The organism is Dactylosporangium sp. NPDC000244, assembly GCF_040300725.1.
Lineage (GTDB): Bacteria > Actinomycetota > Actinomycetes > Mycobacteriales > Micromonosporaceae > Dactylosporangium.
The window spans coordinates 1-12,385 of sequence record NZ_JBEPEH010000008.1 but is presented as its reverse complement, the minus strand read 5'-3'; the positions used below and the strand labels follow the sequence as shown (position 1 = coordinate 12,385).

Annotated in this window: 24 protein-coding genes; all 24 read right to left on the bottom strand. The window is 67.7% G+C overall.

Translation table 11 applies throughout. The features are described from left to right. Window positions 1–17: 17 nt before the first annotated feature. The gene (locus ABT369_RS12720) at window positions 18–1,040 is read right to left on the bottom strand and encodes a DNA-directed RNA polymerase subunit alpha (protein ID WP_350611890.1); all 1,023 of its coding nucleotides are present in this window, start codon (window positions 1,038–1,040) and stop codon (window positions 18–20) included. 83 nt (window positions 1,041–1,123) lie between these two features. Continuing rightward, window positions 1,124–1,750, bottom strand: a complete 627-nt coding sequence (rpsD, locus tag ABT369_RS12715) for a 30S ribosomal protein S4 (protein WP_350611889.1) — start codon at window positions 1,748–1,750, stop codon at window positions 1,124–1,126. Window positions 1,751–1,764: 14 nt separating this feature from the next. Then, entirely contained in the window at window positions 1,765–2,175 is a 411-nt protein-coding gene (rpsK, locus tag ABT369_RS12710; RefSeq protein ID WP_223099064.1) for a 30S ribosomal protein S11, read from the bottom strand. 41 nt (window positions 2,176–2,216) lie between these two features. Then, complete coding sequence (gene rpsM / locus ABT369_RS12705; protein ID WP_350611888.1) at window positions 2,217–2,597, bottom strand: 30S ribosomal protein S13; 381 nt, start codon at window positions 2,595–2,597, stop codon at window positions 2,217–2,219. A gap of 172 nt (window positions 2,598–2,769) precedes the next feature. Next, window positions 2,770–2,886 (bottom strand): 50S ribosomal protein L36, encoded by a 117-nt coding sequence (gene rpmJ, locus ABT369_RS12700; protein WP_014440745.1) that lies wholly within the window; start codon window positions 2,884–2,886, stop codon window positions 2,770–2,772. An 82-nt stretch (window positions 2,887–2,968) separates the two neighbouring features. Beyond that, window positions 2,969–3,190, bottom strand: coding sequence for a translation initiation factor IF-1 (gene infA / locus ABT369_RS12695; RefSeq protein WP_007073013.1), 222 nt, complete (start codon window positions 3,188–3,190; stop codon window positions 2,969–2,971). A 186-nt stretch (window positions 3,191–3,376) separates the two neighbouring features. Further along, on the bottom strand, window positions 3,377–3,874 hold the full coding sequence (locus tag ABT369_RS12690) for a DUF1707 SHOCT-like domain-containing protein (protein ID WP_350611887.1): 498 nt from the start codon (window positions 3,872–3,874) through the stop codon (window positions 3,377–3,379). A 69-nt stretch (window positions 3,875–3,943) separates the two neighbouring features. After that, window positions 3,944–4,792: a type I methionyl aminopeptidase gene (map, locus tag ABT369_RS12685; RefSeq protein ID WP_350611886.1), complete on the bottom strand. Its 849-nt coding sequence runs from the start codon at window positions 4,790–4,792 to the stop codon at window positions 3,944–3,946. A gap of 30 nt (window positions 4,793–4,822) precedes the next feature. After that, window positions 4,823–5,476 (bottom strand): adenylate kinase, encoded by a 654-nt coding sequence (locus tag ABT369_RS12680; RefSeq protein WP_350611885.1) that lies wholly within the window; start codon window positions 5,474–5,476, stop codon window positions 4,823–4,825. Further along, window positions 5,476–6,813, bottom strand: coding sequence for a preprotein translocase subunit SecY (secY, locus tag ABT369_RS12675; RefSeq protein ID WP_350612143.1), 1,338 nt, complete (start codon window positions 6,811–6,813; stop codon window positions 5,476–5,478). The genes ABT369_RS12680 and secY overlap by 1 nt, the downstream gene beginning before the upstream one ends. A 196-nt stretch (window positions 6,814–7,009) precedes the next feature. Then, window positions 7,010–7,468 (bottom strand): 50S ribosomal protein L15, encoded by a 459-nt coding sequence (rplO, locus tag ABT369_RS12670; RefSeq protein ID WP_350611884.1) that lies wholly within the window; start codon window positions 7,466–7,468, stop codon window positions 7,010–7,012. 4 nt (window positions 7,469–7,472) lie between these two features. After that, entirely contained in the window at window positions 7,473–7,655 is a 183-nt protein-coding gene (gene rpmD, locus ABT369_RS12665; RefSeq protein ID WP_350611883.1) for a 50S ribosomal protein L30, read from the bottom strand. Window positions 7,656–7,657: 2 nt separating this feature from the next. Next, a complete protein-coding gene (gene rpsE / locus ABT369_RS12660; protein ID WP_344615997.1) occupies window positions 7,658–8,284 on the bottom strand; it encodes a 30S ribosomal protein S5 in 627 nt (208 codons plus the stop codon). Between the two features lie 15 nt (window positions 8,285–8,299). Then, on the bottom strand, window positions 8,300–8,695 hold the full coding sequence (gene rplR, locus ABT369_RS12655; protein ID WP_350611882.1) for a 50S ribosomal protein L18: 396 nt from the start codon (window positions 8,693–8,695) through the stop codon (window positions 8,300–8,302). After that, the gene (gene rplF / locus ABT369_RS12650; protein WP_350611881.1) at window positions 8,692–9,234 is read right to left on the bottom strand and encodes a 50S ribosomal protein L6; all 543 of its coding nucleotides are present in this window, start codon (window positions 9,232–9,234) and stop codon (window positions 8,692–8,694) included. The genes rplR and rplF overlap by 4 nt, the downstream gene beginning before the upstream one ends. Window positions 9,235–9,247: 13 nt before the next feature. After that, window positions 9,248–9,655, bottom strand: coding sequence for a 30S ribosomal protein S8 (rpsH, locus tag ABT369_RS12645; protein ID WP_350611880.1), 408 nt, complete (start codon window positions 9,653–9,655; stop codon window positions 9,248–9,250). Between the two features lie 63 nt (window positions 9,656–9,718). Beyond that, window positions 9,719–9,904 (bottom strand): type Z 30S ribosomal protein S14, encoded by a 186-nt coding sequence (locus tag ABT369_RS12640; RefSeq protein ID WP_190249376.1) that lies wholly within the window; start codon window positions 9,902–9,904, stop codon window positions 9,719–9,721. A gap of 12 nt (window positions 9,905–9,916) precedes the next feature. Then, window positions 9,917–10,480 carry a 50S ribosomal protein L5 gene (gene rplE, locus ABT369_RS12635; RefSeq protein ID WP_350611879.1) on the bottom strand — a complete coding sequence of 188 codons (564 nt, stop codon included), beginning with the start codon at window positions 10,478–10,480 and terminating at the stop codon, window positions 9,917–9,919. Next, window positions 10,480–10,794 carry a 50S ribosomal protein L24 gene (rplX, locus tag ABT369_RS12630; RefSeq protein ID WP_350611878.1) on the bottom strand — a complete coding sequence of 105 codons (315 nt, stop codon included), beginning with the start codon at window positions 10,792–10,794 and terminating at the stop codon, window positions 10,480–10,482. Before rplX ends, rplE begins: the two co-directional genes overlap by 1 nt. Before the next feature lie 2 nt (window positions 10,795–10,796). Further along, on the bottom strand, window positions 10,797–11,165 hold the full coding sequence (rplN, locus tag ABT369_RS12625) for a 50S ribosomal protein L14 (RefSeq protein WP_033357657.1): 369 nt from the start codon (window positions 11,163–11,165) through the stop codon (window positions 10,797–10,799). An 87-nt stretch (window positions 11,166–11,252) separates the two neighbouring features. Next, window positions 11,253–11,537: a 30S ribosomal protein S17 gene (gene rpsQ, locus ABT369_RS12620; protein ID WP_344615991.1), complete on the bottom strand. Its 285-nt coding sequence runs from the start codon at window positions 11,535–11,537 to the stop codon at window positions 11,253–11,255. Window positions 11,538–11,539: 2 nt separating this feature from the next. Beyond that, on the bottom strand, window positions 11,540–11,779 hold the full coding sequence (rpmC, locus tag ABT369_RS12615; protein ID WP_350611877.1) for a 50S ribosomal protein L29: 240 nt from the start codon (window positions 11,777–11,779) through the stop codon (window positions 11,540–11,542). After that, on the bottom strand, window positions 11,779–12,204 hold the full coding sequence (gene rplP / locus ABT369_RS12610; RefSeq protein WP_203845084.1) for a 50S ribosomal protein L16: 426 nt from the start codon (window positions 12,202–12,204) through the stop codon (window positions 11,779–11,781). Before rplP ends, rpmC begins: the two co-directional genes overlap by 1 nt. After that, window positions 12,188–12,385 (bottom strand): hypothetical protein (locus ABT369_RS12605; RefSeq protein WP_350611876.1); only part of this gene is annotated, 198 nt, incomplete at its 5' end. The genes rplP and ABT369_RS12605, both read right to left, overlap by 17 nt.

Here is a 12,385-nt window from a genome sequence, read left to right as displayed (position 1 = left end):
CTAATACAGCGGCTGAACTACAGCTGCTCGGTCTCGCGGTAGTCGTCGGCGTCGTAGTCCACCTCGGCGAAGGAGTCCACGACGTGGGCCGGGTCGAACGTCGGGGCGGAGTCCTTCAGACCCAGACCCATCCCGGCGAGCTTCATCTTGACCTCGTCGATCGACTTCTGACCGAAATTCCTTATATCGAGGAGGTCTGCTTCCGTGCGGCTGATCAGCTCACCGACGGAGTTGATGCCCTCGCGCTTGAGGCAGTTGTAGGAGCGGACGGTGAGGTCCAGCTCCTCGATCGGCAGCGCCAGGTCGGCCGCGAGCTGCGCGTCCTGCGGCGACGGGCCGATGTCGATGCCCTCGGCGGTCTCGTCCAGCTCGCGCGCGAGGCCGAACAGCTCCACCAGCGTCGAGCCGGCCGAGGCCAGCGCGGTGCGCGGGGTCAGCGACGCCTTGGTCTCGACGTCGATGATGAGCCGGTCGAAGTCGGTGCGCTGCTCGACACGGGTCGCCTCGACGCGGTACGTCACCTTGAGCACCGGCGAGTAGATCGAGTCGACCGGGATGCGCCCGATCTCCTGGCCCTGCTGCTTGTTCTGGTTGGCCGTGACGTAGCCGCGGCCCCGCTCGACGGTGAGCTCCATGTCGAGGCGGCCCTTGCCGTTGAGCGTGGCCAGCTTGAGGTCGGGGTTGTGCACGGAGACGCCGGCCGGGGGCTGGATGTCGCCCGCGGTGACGTCGCCGGGGCCCTGCTTGCGCAGGTACATCGAGACCGGCTCGTCAAGCTCGGAGCTGACGCACAGCTCCTTGATGTTCATGACGAGCTCGACCACGTCCTCCTTGACGCCGGGGATCGTGGTGAACTCGTGCAGCACGCCGTCGATCTTGATGCTCGTCACGGCCGCGCCCGGGATCGAGCTGAGCAGGGTGCGCCGCAGCGAGTTGCCGAGGGTGTACCCGAAGCCCGGCTCGAGGGGCTCGATGGTGAACTTGGACCGGACCTCGCTGATCGACTCTTCCGCGAGGCTGGGCCGCTGGGAGATAAGCACGTTCTTTCCTCCAGTTTCGTTGCGCGCCCGCTATTTGACGCGCTCCGTATCGGAGGGGCCATGAGGCCCCTCCGACAGTCTTGCTACTTGCTGTAGAGCTCGACGATGAGCTGCTCCTGGACCTGGGTGTCGATGACCTGCCGGGCCGGCAGGCTGTGCACCAGGACCTTGAACTCGCTCGGGATGAACTCGAGCCACGCCGGGACGGTCTTGCTGCCCGCGAGGCCCTGCGCGACCTGGAAGGGGGTGAGCTCCCGCGACTTCTCCCGCACCTGCACGATGTCGTGCTCACGCAGGCGGTACGACGGGATGTCCACCTTCCGGCCGTTGACCACGATGTGGCCGTGCTTGACGAGCTGGCGAGCCATGTCGCGCGACGACGCCAGGCCGGCGCGGTACACGACGTTGTCGAGCCGCGACTCGAGGATGCGCAGCAGCTCCTCACCGGTCTTGCCCGGCTTGGCCACGGCCTCCTCGTAGTAGCCGGCGAACTGCCGCTCCAGCACGCCGTAGATGCGGCGGGCCTTCTGCTTCTCGCGCAGCTGCAGGAGGTACTCGGTCTCCTTCGGCCGGCCGCGGCCGTGCTGGCCGGGCGGGAAGGGACGCGACTCGAACGGGCACTTCGGCCCGTCGCACTTGCTGCCCTTGAGGAACAGCTTCATCTTCTCGCGCCGGCAACGGCGGCAGTCGGCACCTGTATAGCGAGCCATGTTCTTCTCTTCCCTTAGACCCGGCGGCGCTTCGGCGGACGGCAGCCGTTGTGCGGCTGCGGCGTGACGTCAGAGATCTGCCCGACCTCCAGGCCCACGGCCTGCAGCGAACGGATCGCGGTCTCCCGGCCGGAACCGGGGCCCTTCACGAAGACGTCGACCTTGCGCATGCCGTGCTCCATCGCGCGACGCGCAGCGGCCTCGGCGGCCAGCTGGGCGGCGAACGGGGTCGACTTGCGCGAGCCCTTGAAACCCACCTGGCCGGCGGAGGCCCAGGAGATCACAGCACCGGTCGGATCGGTGATCGACACGATGGTGTTGTTGAACGTGCTCTTGATGTGCGCCTGCCCGTGGGCGACGTTCTTGCGTTCCTTGCGCCGGACCTTCTTGACAGCGGCCCCACCGGCGCGAGCCTTCGGCGGCATTCTCTATGCGCTCCTAGATACGTTTCTGATCGGACCGGTGGTTACTTCTTGCCCGGCTTCTTCTTGCCGGCGACCGTGCGCTTCGGACCCTTACGGGTGCGCGCGTTGGTCCGCGTGCGCTGACCGCGCACGGGCAGGCCCTTACGGTGCCGGATGCCCGCGTAGCAACCGATCTCGACCTTGCGGCGGATGTCCGCGGCGACCTCGCGGCGCAGGTCGCCTTCAACCTTGTAGTTGGCCTCGATGTAGTCGCGCAGCTGCACGACCTCTTCATCGGTCAGGTCCCGGGCCCGCTTGTTCGGGTCAATGCCGGTGGCGGCCAGGGTCTCGACGGCGCGGGTACGCCCGATGCCGTAGATGTAGGTGAGTGCGATCTCGGTGCGCTTGTCGCGCGGGAGATCGACACCGACGAGACGTGCCATAAGTGGGCGTGCTCCTCAAGTGTGCGGAGGTCTGTGCCCGCTCCACTCCCGTCTGCCCACAGACGGGCCCTGGCCTCCGACCAGGGGTGCAGCCCCACGCACGCCACGCCGTTGCCGGCGGGCCGCCCGAGGCTGGAACGGGCTGTTACTCAGAAAAGCGGGTGCCGGGGACTCAGCCCTGGCGCTGCTTGTGGCGCGGGTCAGTGCTGCAGATGACCATGACCCGGCCATGCCGCCGGATGACCCGGCAGTTGTTGCAGATCCGCTTGACGCTCGGCTTGACCTTCACGGTTTGCCTAACTCTCGCTGCGCACGCGCTCATGGCGAGCGGGCACGACAGAACCCGACCGTTAACTGGGTACCGACACCGATTACTTGTAGCGGTAGACGATGCGCCCGCGAGTGAGGTCGTAGGGCGAAAGCTCCACGACCACACGGTCCTCGGGCAGGATGCGGATGTAGTGCTGTCGCATCTTGCCGCTGATGTGCGCCAAGACCTTGTGGCCGTTGGCGAGCTCCACCCTGAACATCGCGTTCGGCAGTGGCTCGATCACTCGGCCCTCGATCTCGATGGCCCCGTCTTTCTTCGGCATGTCCTCCGCTACCTGACATCGGGTCGGTTGGTCGACGCTCGCATCCATTTCTCGAGGTCACGGGACCCCGAGCCAGCCGCGGCTCCGGTCATGCCACTAGAAGCGCGTGGGGGCATGCCGGAGTGGACGCTCTGCGCCAATCGGCAAGTCTACGCGCGGGTCCCCCAGCTACCAAATCGGGGGTATCTAACTGTCCCGGTAGCGTCGCTGTTCGTTCTCGTCCGGGCTGTGGCCGAGCGCCTTGACCGAGAACGTCGAGACGAGCAGCACCGCGCCCCACGGGCCCGCGACCCACATCGGCCAGAAGTAGACGGCCTCACCGGAGGACAGGCTCACCAGCGCCCAGATGACCACGTTGACCGAGACGGCGACGAGCCAGGCGCTCCAGATGCCGATCAGCCAGCGCGGGTTGCTCCTGGTGTCGCTGCGCCCGCGGCGCTCGTCCGGGTCGTCGACCACGGGCTCCTGCGGCGCCAGCTGGGAGCCGCCCGCCGGGTGGAAGCCGGGGAGGTCCTTGAGGATGCCGTCCAGGTCGCCGTACGTCCGGGCGGCGTAGGCCTCCTTGAGCCGGTCGTCGTACTCGCCGAGCGACAGCCGGCCCTCGTCCAGCGCCGCCTTCAGGCGCTCCGCCACGAACTGCCGGTCCACGTCGGCCGCGCGCAGGTCTTCCCGCCGGTCTGCCACCGTTCCCCCTTCGGACACTGCACACAGCATCGCATCGAGGCGCACACCGGTTCCACCCCGGTATTTCCCTTACTCGGCGGCGGGGACGGGCTCGCGGGCCGTGACCAGGTCGCCGAGGCGGCCGCGCCCGCCGTCGTGCGCGGTGAGCACCCAGACGCCGTCCTCGCAGAAGGCCATCGTGTGCTCCACGTGCGCCGCGGCCGAGCCGTCGACGGTCACCACGGTCCAGCCGTCGTCGAGCTCCGCGACCTTCGGCTTGCCCCGGGTGATCATCGGCTCGATGGCGAGCGCCATGCCGGGCCGCAGCAGCGGGCCCTTGCCCGGGCGGCCGGAGTTCTGCACGAACGGGTCCTGGTGCATGGCGCTGCCGATGCCGTGCCCGCCGTAGCCCTCGACGATGCCGAAGCGGCCGGCCTTGCGGATCGAGGACTGGATGGCGAACGAGATGTCCGTCAGCCGCCCCTTGCCCGAGCGCGCCCCCCGGGCGGCCGCGGCGATGCCCGCCCACATGGCGTCCTCGGCGACGCGCACGAGACTGCGCAGATCCGGGTGTACCGCTCCGACGCCGACCGTGATCGCCGCGTCCCCGTGCCAGCCGTCGAGGTCCGCGCCGCAGTCGATGGAGATGAGGTCGCCCTCGGCCAGGATCTGCCGCGGGCTCGGGATCGCGTGGACGACCTGGTCGTTGACCGAGGAGCAGATCGAGGCCGGGTAGCCGTGGTAGCCCTTGAAGGACGGCACGGCCCCCGCGGCGCGGATGGTCTCCTCGGCGATGCGGTCCAGCTCCGCGGTGGAGACGCCGGGCGCGACCGCGGCCCGCATCCGCTCCAGCGCGTCCGCCACGACCAGCCCGGCGCGGCGCATGAGGCCGATCTGCTCGGGCGTCTTGAGCTCGATCTCGAGCTGATGAGGGGCCATGAGACTTACCCGTCGTGTGCTGTTGTGCGCTCAGGCGCCGTAGGAACGGAGGGCGTCGATCGCGCGAACGGTGACGTCCTCGACCGGACCCGTCGCGTCGATGCCCACCAGCTTGCCCTGTGCGCCGTAGTAGTCCACCAGCGGCGACGTGTCGCGCGCGTAGACCTTCAGCCGCTCGGCGATGGTCTCGGCCTTGTCGTCGTCGCGCTGGAACAGCTCGCCGCCGCAGCGGTCGCAGACGCCGTCGTGCGTCGGCGCGTCGAACTCGACGTGCCAGATCTTGCCGCAGCCACGGCAGGTCCGCCGGCCCGAGAGCCGGCGGATGACCTCTTCGTTCTCCACGACGAGCTCGAGGACGATGTCCAGCCCGGTGCCGAGGTCGGCCAGGAGCTTGTCCAGGGCGTTGGCCTGCGGCACCGTGCGCGGGAAGCCGTCGAGCAGGAAGCCGTCGGTCGCGTCCCCCTCGGCCAGCCGGTCGGACACCATGTTGATGGTGACCTCGTCCGGCACCAGCTGCCCGGCGTCCATGTACCGCTTGGCCTCGACGCCGAGCGGGGTGCCCTGCCCGACGTTGGCCCGGAAGATGTCGCCGGTGGAGATTTTGGGCACGGCGAGATGCGCGGCGATGTACTCGGCCTGGGTCCCCTTGCCCGCCCCGGGGGGACCTACCAGCACCAGCCTCACTACCGGAGGAACCCTTCGTAGTTGCGCTGCATCAGCTGGCTCTCGATCTGCTTCACCGTCTCGAGGCCCACACCAACAATAATGAGTACCGCGGTGCCACCGAACGGGAAGTTCTGCAGAGCCTGCCCGCCGCCCACGATCCCGATGAGCAGGTTGGGCAGGATCGAGATGATGCCCAGGTAGAGCGCGCCGGGAAGCGTGATGCGGCTGAGGATGAAGTCAAGATACTCGGCCGTCGGCTTGCCCGGGCGGATGCCGGGCACGAAACCACCGTACTTCCGCATGTTGTCCGCCACCTCAGTCGGGTTGAAGGTGATGGACACGTAGAAGTAGGTGAAGAAGATGATCAGCAGGAAGTAGATCGAGATGTGCCAGGCGCTGTTCTGCGGCACGATGTTCCGGTTGATCCAGAGGATCGTCTTGTTCGTCGAGTCGGAGCCCGCGAACGAGGTGATCAGCTGCGGGATGTAGAGCAGCGACGAGGCGAAGATGACCGGGATGACACCCGCCTGGTTGACCTTCAGCGGGATGTAGGTCGAGGTGCCGCCGTACATCCGCCGGCCGATCATCCGCTTGGCGTACTGCACCGGGATGCGGCGCTGGGCCTGCTCGAGGAAGACCACGAAGGCGATGACCACGACCGCGAGGCCGACGATCACGAAGAACGTGGTCTTGTTGTCCTGCCAGATCTGGATGCCCTCGATCGGGAGCCGGGCCGCGATCGAGGTGAAGATGAGGACCGACATGCCGTTGCCGACGCCGCGGTCGGTGACCATCTCGCCGAGCCACATGATGACGCCGGTGCCGGCGGTCATGGTGACGACCAGGGCGCCCAGCGTCAGCCACATCGGGATCTTGCCGGTGTCCGGGATGATCGGGTACTGCGACTGGTCGCACGCGCCGCCGAAGAGCTGGCCGGACCGCGCCAGGGCGACGAACGCCGAGGCCTGCAGGATGCCGAGGCCGAGGGTCAGGTAGCGCGTGTACTGCGTGATCTTCGCCTGGCCGGACTGGCCTTCCTTGCGCAGCTGCTCAAGGCGCGGGATCACCACCGTCAGCAGCTGGAGGATGATGCTCGCGGTGATGTAGGGCATGATGCCCAGCGCGAACACCGACAGCTGGAGCAGTGCCCCACCGGAGAACAGGTTCAACAGGGTGAAGACCTGGTTGTCCTTGCTGTTCTCGACGATGTTGAGGCACTTCTGCACGTTGCCGTAGCTGACGCCGGGGCTGGGCAGCGTGGCGCCGAGCCGGTAGATGGCGATCATCAGCAACGTGAACAGGATTTTCTTGCGCAGGTCAGGCGTTCGGAACGCACTAACAAAGGCGGAGAGCAACTTCATCCTCCTGCGCAAGGCGGCCGGTCGTTCGGCCGACGAGGTGGGGTCCGGGTGGTGCGGGTGACGCTGTCGAACGTATGAGTCGAGTGTGCTACTGCGCAACGGACTCTAACAGGATGTCCGGGGCACATCACGTCCGGCTTTGAAGGCGCCGCGTGGCGCCCACCAAGATGGTGGACGCCACGATAGCGCTCTATTCGCTGTCGCCGCCGAGCAGCTTCACAGAGCCGCCGGCCGCCTGGATCTTCTCCTTGGCCGACGCGCTGAACTTGTGCGCGCTGACCTGCAGCTTCACGCCGCCGAGCTCCCCGTCGCCGAGGACCTTCACCAGCTCGCCCTTGCGGACGGCGCCGGCGTCGACCAGCTCGGCCACGCCGACCTCGCCGCCCTGCGGGAAAAGCTCCGCGAGGCGTGCAAGATTCACAACCTGGAACTCGATCCGGTTGCGGTTGCGGAAGCCCTTGAGCTTCGGCAGGCGCATGTGGAGGGGCGTCTGCCCACCCTCGAACGCCGCCGAGATGTTCCTACGGGCCTTGGAGCCCTTGGTACCACGACCGGCGGTCTTGCCCTTGGAGCCCTCACCGCGACCCACACGGGTCTTGTCGGTCTTGGCGCCCGGGGCGGGCCGCAGGTGGTGCAGCTTGATCGTCATCGGATTACTCCACCTCTTCCACGGTGACGAGGTGCGCCACAGTGTGGATCATGCCGCGGATCTCCGGGCGGTCCTCCTTGACGACCACGTCGCGGATCCGCTTCAGGCCAAGCGTCCGCAGCGTGTCGCGCTGGTTCTGCTTGCCACCGATCTCGGACCGGATCTGGGTCACCTTCAGACGGGCCATGGCTATGCCCCCACCCCGGCGCGAGCGGCCAGCATGGCGGCCGGCGCGACGTCCTCGACCGGCAGGCCACGGCGCGCGGCCACGGCCTCCGGGGACTCGAGCTTCTTCAGCGCCGCCACCGTCGCGTGAACGATGTTGATGGCGTTGGAGGAGCCGAGGCTCTTGGAGAGCACGTCGTGGATGCCCGCGCACTCCAGGACGGCACGAACCGGGCCGCCGGCGATGACGCCCGTACCGGCGGAGGCCGGCTTGAGCAGCACGACACCGGCCGCGTCCTCGCCGATCACCGGGTGCGGGATGCTCGCCGCGAGCCGCGGAACCTTGAAGAAGTGCTTCTTGGCCTCCTCGACACCCTTGGCGATGGCCGCGGGCACCTCCTTGGCCTTTCCGTAGCCGACGCCGACCGTGCCGTCGCCGTCGCCGACGATGACCAGGGCGGTGAAGCTGAAGCGACGACCACCCTTCACGACCTTGGCGACACGGTTGATCGCGACGACCCGCTCGAGGTGCGGGGTCTTCTCGGCGGGCGCGTTGCCGCGGCCGCCACCCTCGCGACGATTCTCGCGACGGCCGCCACCACCTTCTTGGGTGTTACCGGACCCGCCGCCCCTGCGCTGAGGACCAGGCATGAACGTTTCTCCTTCTCAGAACTCGAGTCCGGCTTCGCGGGCGGCATCCGCCAGAGCCGCGATGCGGCCGGCGTACTTGTTGCCACCACGGTCGAAGACGACCTTGCCGACACCCGCGGCCGTGGCGCGCTCGGCGAGCAGCTTGCCCACCTTCGCGGCCTGGGCCTTCTTGTCGCCCTCGGTGCCACGGATGGTCGCGTCGAGCGTCGAGGCCGAGGCCAGCGTGTGGCCCTTGAGGTCGTCGACGATCTGCGCGGTGATGTTCCGCAGCGAGCGGGTGACCACCAGGCGAGGACGCTCGGCGGTGCCACCAACGTGCTTGCGGATACGGAAGTGCCGGCGAGCACGCCCCGTGCGGCGCGCGGCGGCAATGCCGCCGGAGTTGCGGCGCTTGAGCAGCGTGGCGCTCATTTCTTACCAGCCTTTCCGGCCTTGCGGCGGATGACCTCGCCCTGGTACCGCACGCCCTTGCCCTTGTACGGCTCCGGCGGGCGAATCTTGCGGATGTTCGCGGCGATCTCGCCGACCTGCTGCTTGTCGATGCCGGCGATGTGGAACACCGTCGGCTTCTCGACCGTGAAGGTGATGCCGGGCGGTGGGGTCACCAGGACCGGGTGCGAGAACCCGAGCGCGAACTCGAGGTCGCTGCCCTTGGCGGTGACGCGGTAACCGGTGCCGGCGATCTCCAGGCTCTTGCGGTAGCCCTCGGTCACGCCGACCACCATGTTGGAGACCAGCGTGCGCGACAGGCCGTGCAGCTCCTTGGACTTCCGCTCGTCGTTCGGGCGGACGACGCTGTAGGTGCCGTCCTCGGCCCGCTCGATCGTGATCGGCTCGGCCAGCGTGTGCGAGAGCTCGCCCTTGGGGCCCTTGACGGTGACGACCGGGCCGTCGATCTTGATTTCGACGCCGGCGGGCACCGTGATCGGCTTACGTCCGATTCGAGACATGTGATGCCTTCCCTTACCAGACGTAGGCGAGGACTTCCCCGCCCACCCCTCGCTTGCGAGCCTGCTTGTCGGTCAGCAGACCCTGGGACGTCGAGATGATCGCCACACCGAGACCGCCGAGCACGCGCGGCATCTCGACCGACTTCGCGTAGACGCGGAGGCCGGGCTTCGACACGCGGCGGATGCCGGCGAGGCTGCGCTCACGGTTCTGGCCGTACTTGAGGTCGACGACAAGGGTCTTGCCGACCTTGCCCTCTTCCGGGTCCTGAACCAGCCACGCGGACACGTAGCCCTCGGACTTGAGCACCTCGGCGATGTTCGCCTTGATCTTCGAATATGGCATCGACACCCGGTCGTGGTACGCCTGGTTGGCGTTGCGCAGACGGGTCAGCATGTCTGCGATCGGGTCGGTCATGGTCATGGGTTTGTCAGCCTTTCTCGCCGCGGTTCCGCACCGGGTCGGTGGGCCTGCGGCGAAGGAGGATTACCAGGAAGCCTTGGAAACGCCGGGCAGTTCGCCACGGTGCGCCATCTCGCGGATGCACACGCGGCACAGGCCGAACTTGCGGTAGACGGCCTTGGGCCGGCCGCAGCGCTGGCAGCGGGTGTACGCGCGGACCGCGAACTTGGGCTTCGCGGCGGCCTTGAGGACGAGAGCCTTCTTCGCCATGGTCAGTTCTCCCTAGTTCTCACGGAAGGGGAAGCCGAGCAGCTTGAGCAGCGCGCGACCTTCCTCGTCCGTGCGGGCGGTGGTGACCACGGTGATGTCCATCCCTCGCGGCCGGTCGATGCGGTCCTGGTCGATCTCGTGGAACACCGACTGCTCAGTGAGACCGAACGTGTAGTTGCCGTTGCCGTCGAGCTTGCGCCCGTCGAGACCGCGGAAGTCGCGGATACGCGGCAGCGCGATCGACAGCAGCCGGTCCAGGAACTCCCACATGCGGTCGTTGCGCAGGGTGACCTTGGCGCCGATCGGCATGCCCTCACGGAGCTTGAACTGCGCGATCGACTTGGTCGCCCGCCGGACCTGCGGCTTCTGACCGGTGATGGTGGCCAGGTCGCGCACCGCGCCGTCGATGAGCTTGGAGTCGCGAGCGGCCTCGCCGACACCCATGTTCACGACGACCTTCACCACGCCCGGGATCTGCATGACGTTGGCGTACTTGAACTGCTCCTGCAGCGCGCCGGCGATCTCGTCGCGGTAGCGCTGCTTGAGGCGCGGGTTCACCTTCTCGACCGTCGTCATCACAGTTCCTTACCGGAACGACGGGACACGCGGGTCTTCACGCCGTTCTCGTCCTCGCGGGAGCCGACCCGGGTGGCGTTGCCGTCCGAGTCGATCACCATCACGTTCGAGATGTGGATCGGGGCTTCCTGCGTCACGATGCCGCCGGTCTTCGAGCCCCGCTGGGTGGTGCGGATGCGGGTGTGCTTCTTGACCCGGTTGACGCCCTCCACGACGACCTTGTCCTCGCGGGGCAGCGCGGCGAGAACCTTGCCGCGGGAACCCTTGTCCTTGCCGGCGATGACGAGGACGGTGTCGCCCTTCTTGACCTTCACGGCTACAACACCTCCGGCGCGAGCGAGATGATCTTCATGAAACGCTTGTCCCGCAGCTCACGGCCGACCGGGCCGAAGATGCGGGTACCGCGCGGGTCGCCACCGTCCTTGATGATGACGGCGGCGTTCTCGTCGAAGCGGATGTACGAGCCGTCCGGCCGGCGCCGCTCCTTCGTGGTGCGGACGACGACGGCCTTGACCACGTCACCCTTCTTCACGCCGGCGCCCGGGATGGCGTCCTTCACCGTGGCCACGATGATGTCGCCGATGCCTGCATAGCGGCGGCCGGAGCCACCGAGCACACGGATGCACAGGATTTCCCGGGCTCCCGTGTTGTCGGCGACGCGCAGCCGCGACTCCTGCTGAATCACGCTTGTCTCCTAATGTCTGCCAGTTCTCGGCGCCAGGTGCCTAGGCGATCCTGGTCGCCCGGCGCCGAGCTTGGCGGAACGACGGCCTTACTTGGCCTTTTCGAGGATCTCCACGACCCGCCAGCGCTTGGTCGCCGACAGGGGGCGGGTCTCCATGAGCAGCACCCGGTCACCGACGCCGCACGCGTTCTGCTCGTCGTGCGCCTTGAGCTTGCTCGTGCGGCGCATGACCTTGCCGTACAGCGGGTGCTTGACCTGGTCCTCGACCGCCACGACGACGGTCTTGTTCATCTTGTCGCTGACCACGAGGCCCTCGCGGACCTTGCGGCGGCCGCGCACCTCGGTGCCCGACTCGGTCGTCTGCTCGCTCATGCTCATGCCACCTCAGCCACAGCGTCGGGCGCAGCCGAAAGACCCAGCTCACGCTCGCGCATGATCGTGTAGATCCGGGCGATGTCCCTGCGGATGATCTGCAGGCGCCCGTGGTTGTCCAGCTGGCCGGTGGCCGACTGCACGCGGAGGTTGAACAGCTCCGCCTTGGCTTCCCGCAGCTTCTCGACCAGGCCCTCGTCGGACAGCTCACGCAGGTCGGTCGCCTTGATACCGGCGGCCATCACACATCAGCCCCTTCGCGCGTGACGATCCGGCACTTCAGCGGAAGCTTGTGGATCGCGCGACGCATTGCTTCCCGGGCGATCTGCTCGTTCGGGAATGACATCTCGAAGAGGATCCGGCCCGGCTTGATGTTGGCCACCCACCACTCCGGCGAGCCCTTGCCGGAACCCATGCGGGTCTCGGCCGGCTTCTTGGTGATGGAGCGGTCCGGGAAGATCGTGATCCAGACCTTGCCACCACGCTTGATGTGCCGGGTCATGGCGATACGGGCCGCCTCGATCTGGCGGTTCGTGATGTATGCGGGCTCAAGCGCCTGAATACCGAACTCGCCGAAGACCACGCGCGTGCCACCCTTGGCCGGACCGTGCCGGTCCGGGTGGTGCGGCTTACGGAAGCCCTTCGGGGGCTTACGAGGGATCAGCATTCGTCAGCCCTCCTGCTGCGTCTCTGCCGGAGCCGGAGCGGCCGCCTCGGCGGGTGCGCTCTCGGTCGCGGCGGCCTCGGCGGCGTGCGCGGCGGGACTGGGCGTAGAGCAGGGCCTGGGTCACCTTCACGTCGTCGCCCTTGGCGTCGTCGAGCCGGTGCAGCAGGTCCTTGCAGACCTG

Excerpts from the sequence above, each read along its gene's own strand:
- rpsD (WP_350611889.1), bottom strand. The coding sequence starts at position 1,750 with ATGGCTCGCTATACAGGTGCCGACTGCCGCCGTTGCCGGCGCGAGAAG.
- rpsK (WP_223099064.1), bottom strand. The coding sequence starts at position 2,175 with ATGCCGCCGAAGGCTCGCGCCGGTGGGGCCGCTGTCAAGAAGGTCCGG.
- rpsM (WP_350611888.1), bottom strand. The coding sequence starts at position 2,597 with ATGGCACGTCTCGTCGGTGTCGATCTCCCGCGCGACAAGCGCACCGAG.
- infA (WP_007073013.1), bottom strand. The coding sequence starts at position 3,190 with ATGCCGAAGAAAGACGGGGCCATCGAGATCGAGGGCCGAGTGATCGAG.
- map (WP_350611886.1), bottom strand. The coding sequence starts at position 4,792 with ATGGCCCCTCATCAGCTCGAGATCGAGCTCAAGACGCCCGAGCAGATC.
- rplO (WP_350611884.1), bottom strand. The coding sequence starts at position 7,468 with ATGACGATCAAGCTGCACCACCTGCGGCCCGCCCCGGGCGCCAAGACC.
- rpmD (WP_350611883.1), bottom strand. The coding sequence starts at position 7,655 with ATGGCCCGTCTGAAGGTGACCCAGATCCGGTCCGAGATCGGTGGCAAG.
- rpsE (WP_344615997.1), bottom strand. The coding sequence starts at position 8,284 with ATGCCTGGTCCTCAGCGCAGGGGCGGCGGGTCCGGTAACACCCAAGAA.
- rplR (WP_350611882.1), bottom strand. The coding sequence starts at position 8,695 with ATGAGCGCCACGCTGCTCAAGCGCCGCAACTCCGGCGGCATTGCCGCC.
- rplF (WP_350611881.1), bottom strand. The coding sequence starts at position 9,234 with ATGTCTCGAATCGGACGTAAGCCGATCACGGTGCCCGCCGGCGTCGAA.
- rpsH (WP_350611880.1), bottom strand. The coding sequence starts at position 9,655 with ATGACCATGACCGACCCGATCGCAGACATGCTGACCCGTCTGCGCAAC.
- ABT369_RS12640 (WP_190249376.1), bottom strand. The coding sequence starts at position 9,904 with ATGGCGAAGAAGGCTCTCGTCCTCAAGGCCGCCGCGAAGCCCAAGTTC.
- rplE (WP_350611879.1), bottom strand. The coding sequence starts at position 10,480 with ATGACGACGGTCGAGAAGGTGAACCCGCGCCTCAAGCAGCGCTACCGC.
- rpsQ (WP_344615991.1), bottom strand. The coding sequence starts at position 11,537 with ATGAGCGAGCAGACGACCGAGTCGGGCACCGAGGTGCGCGGCCGCCGC.
- rpmC (WP_350611877.1), bottom strand. The coding sequence starts at position 11,779 with ATGGCCGCCGGTATCAAGGCGACCGACCTGCGTGAGCTGTCCGACGAG.
- rplP (WP_203845084.1), bottom strand. The coding sequence starts at position 12,204 with ATGCTGATCCCTCGTAAGCCCCCGAAGGGCTTCCGTAAGCCGCACCAC.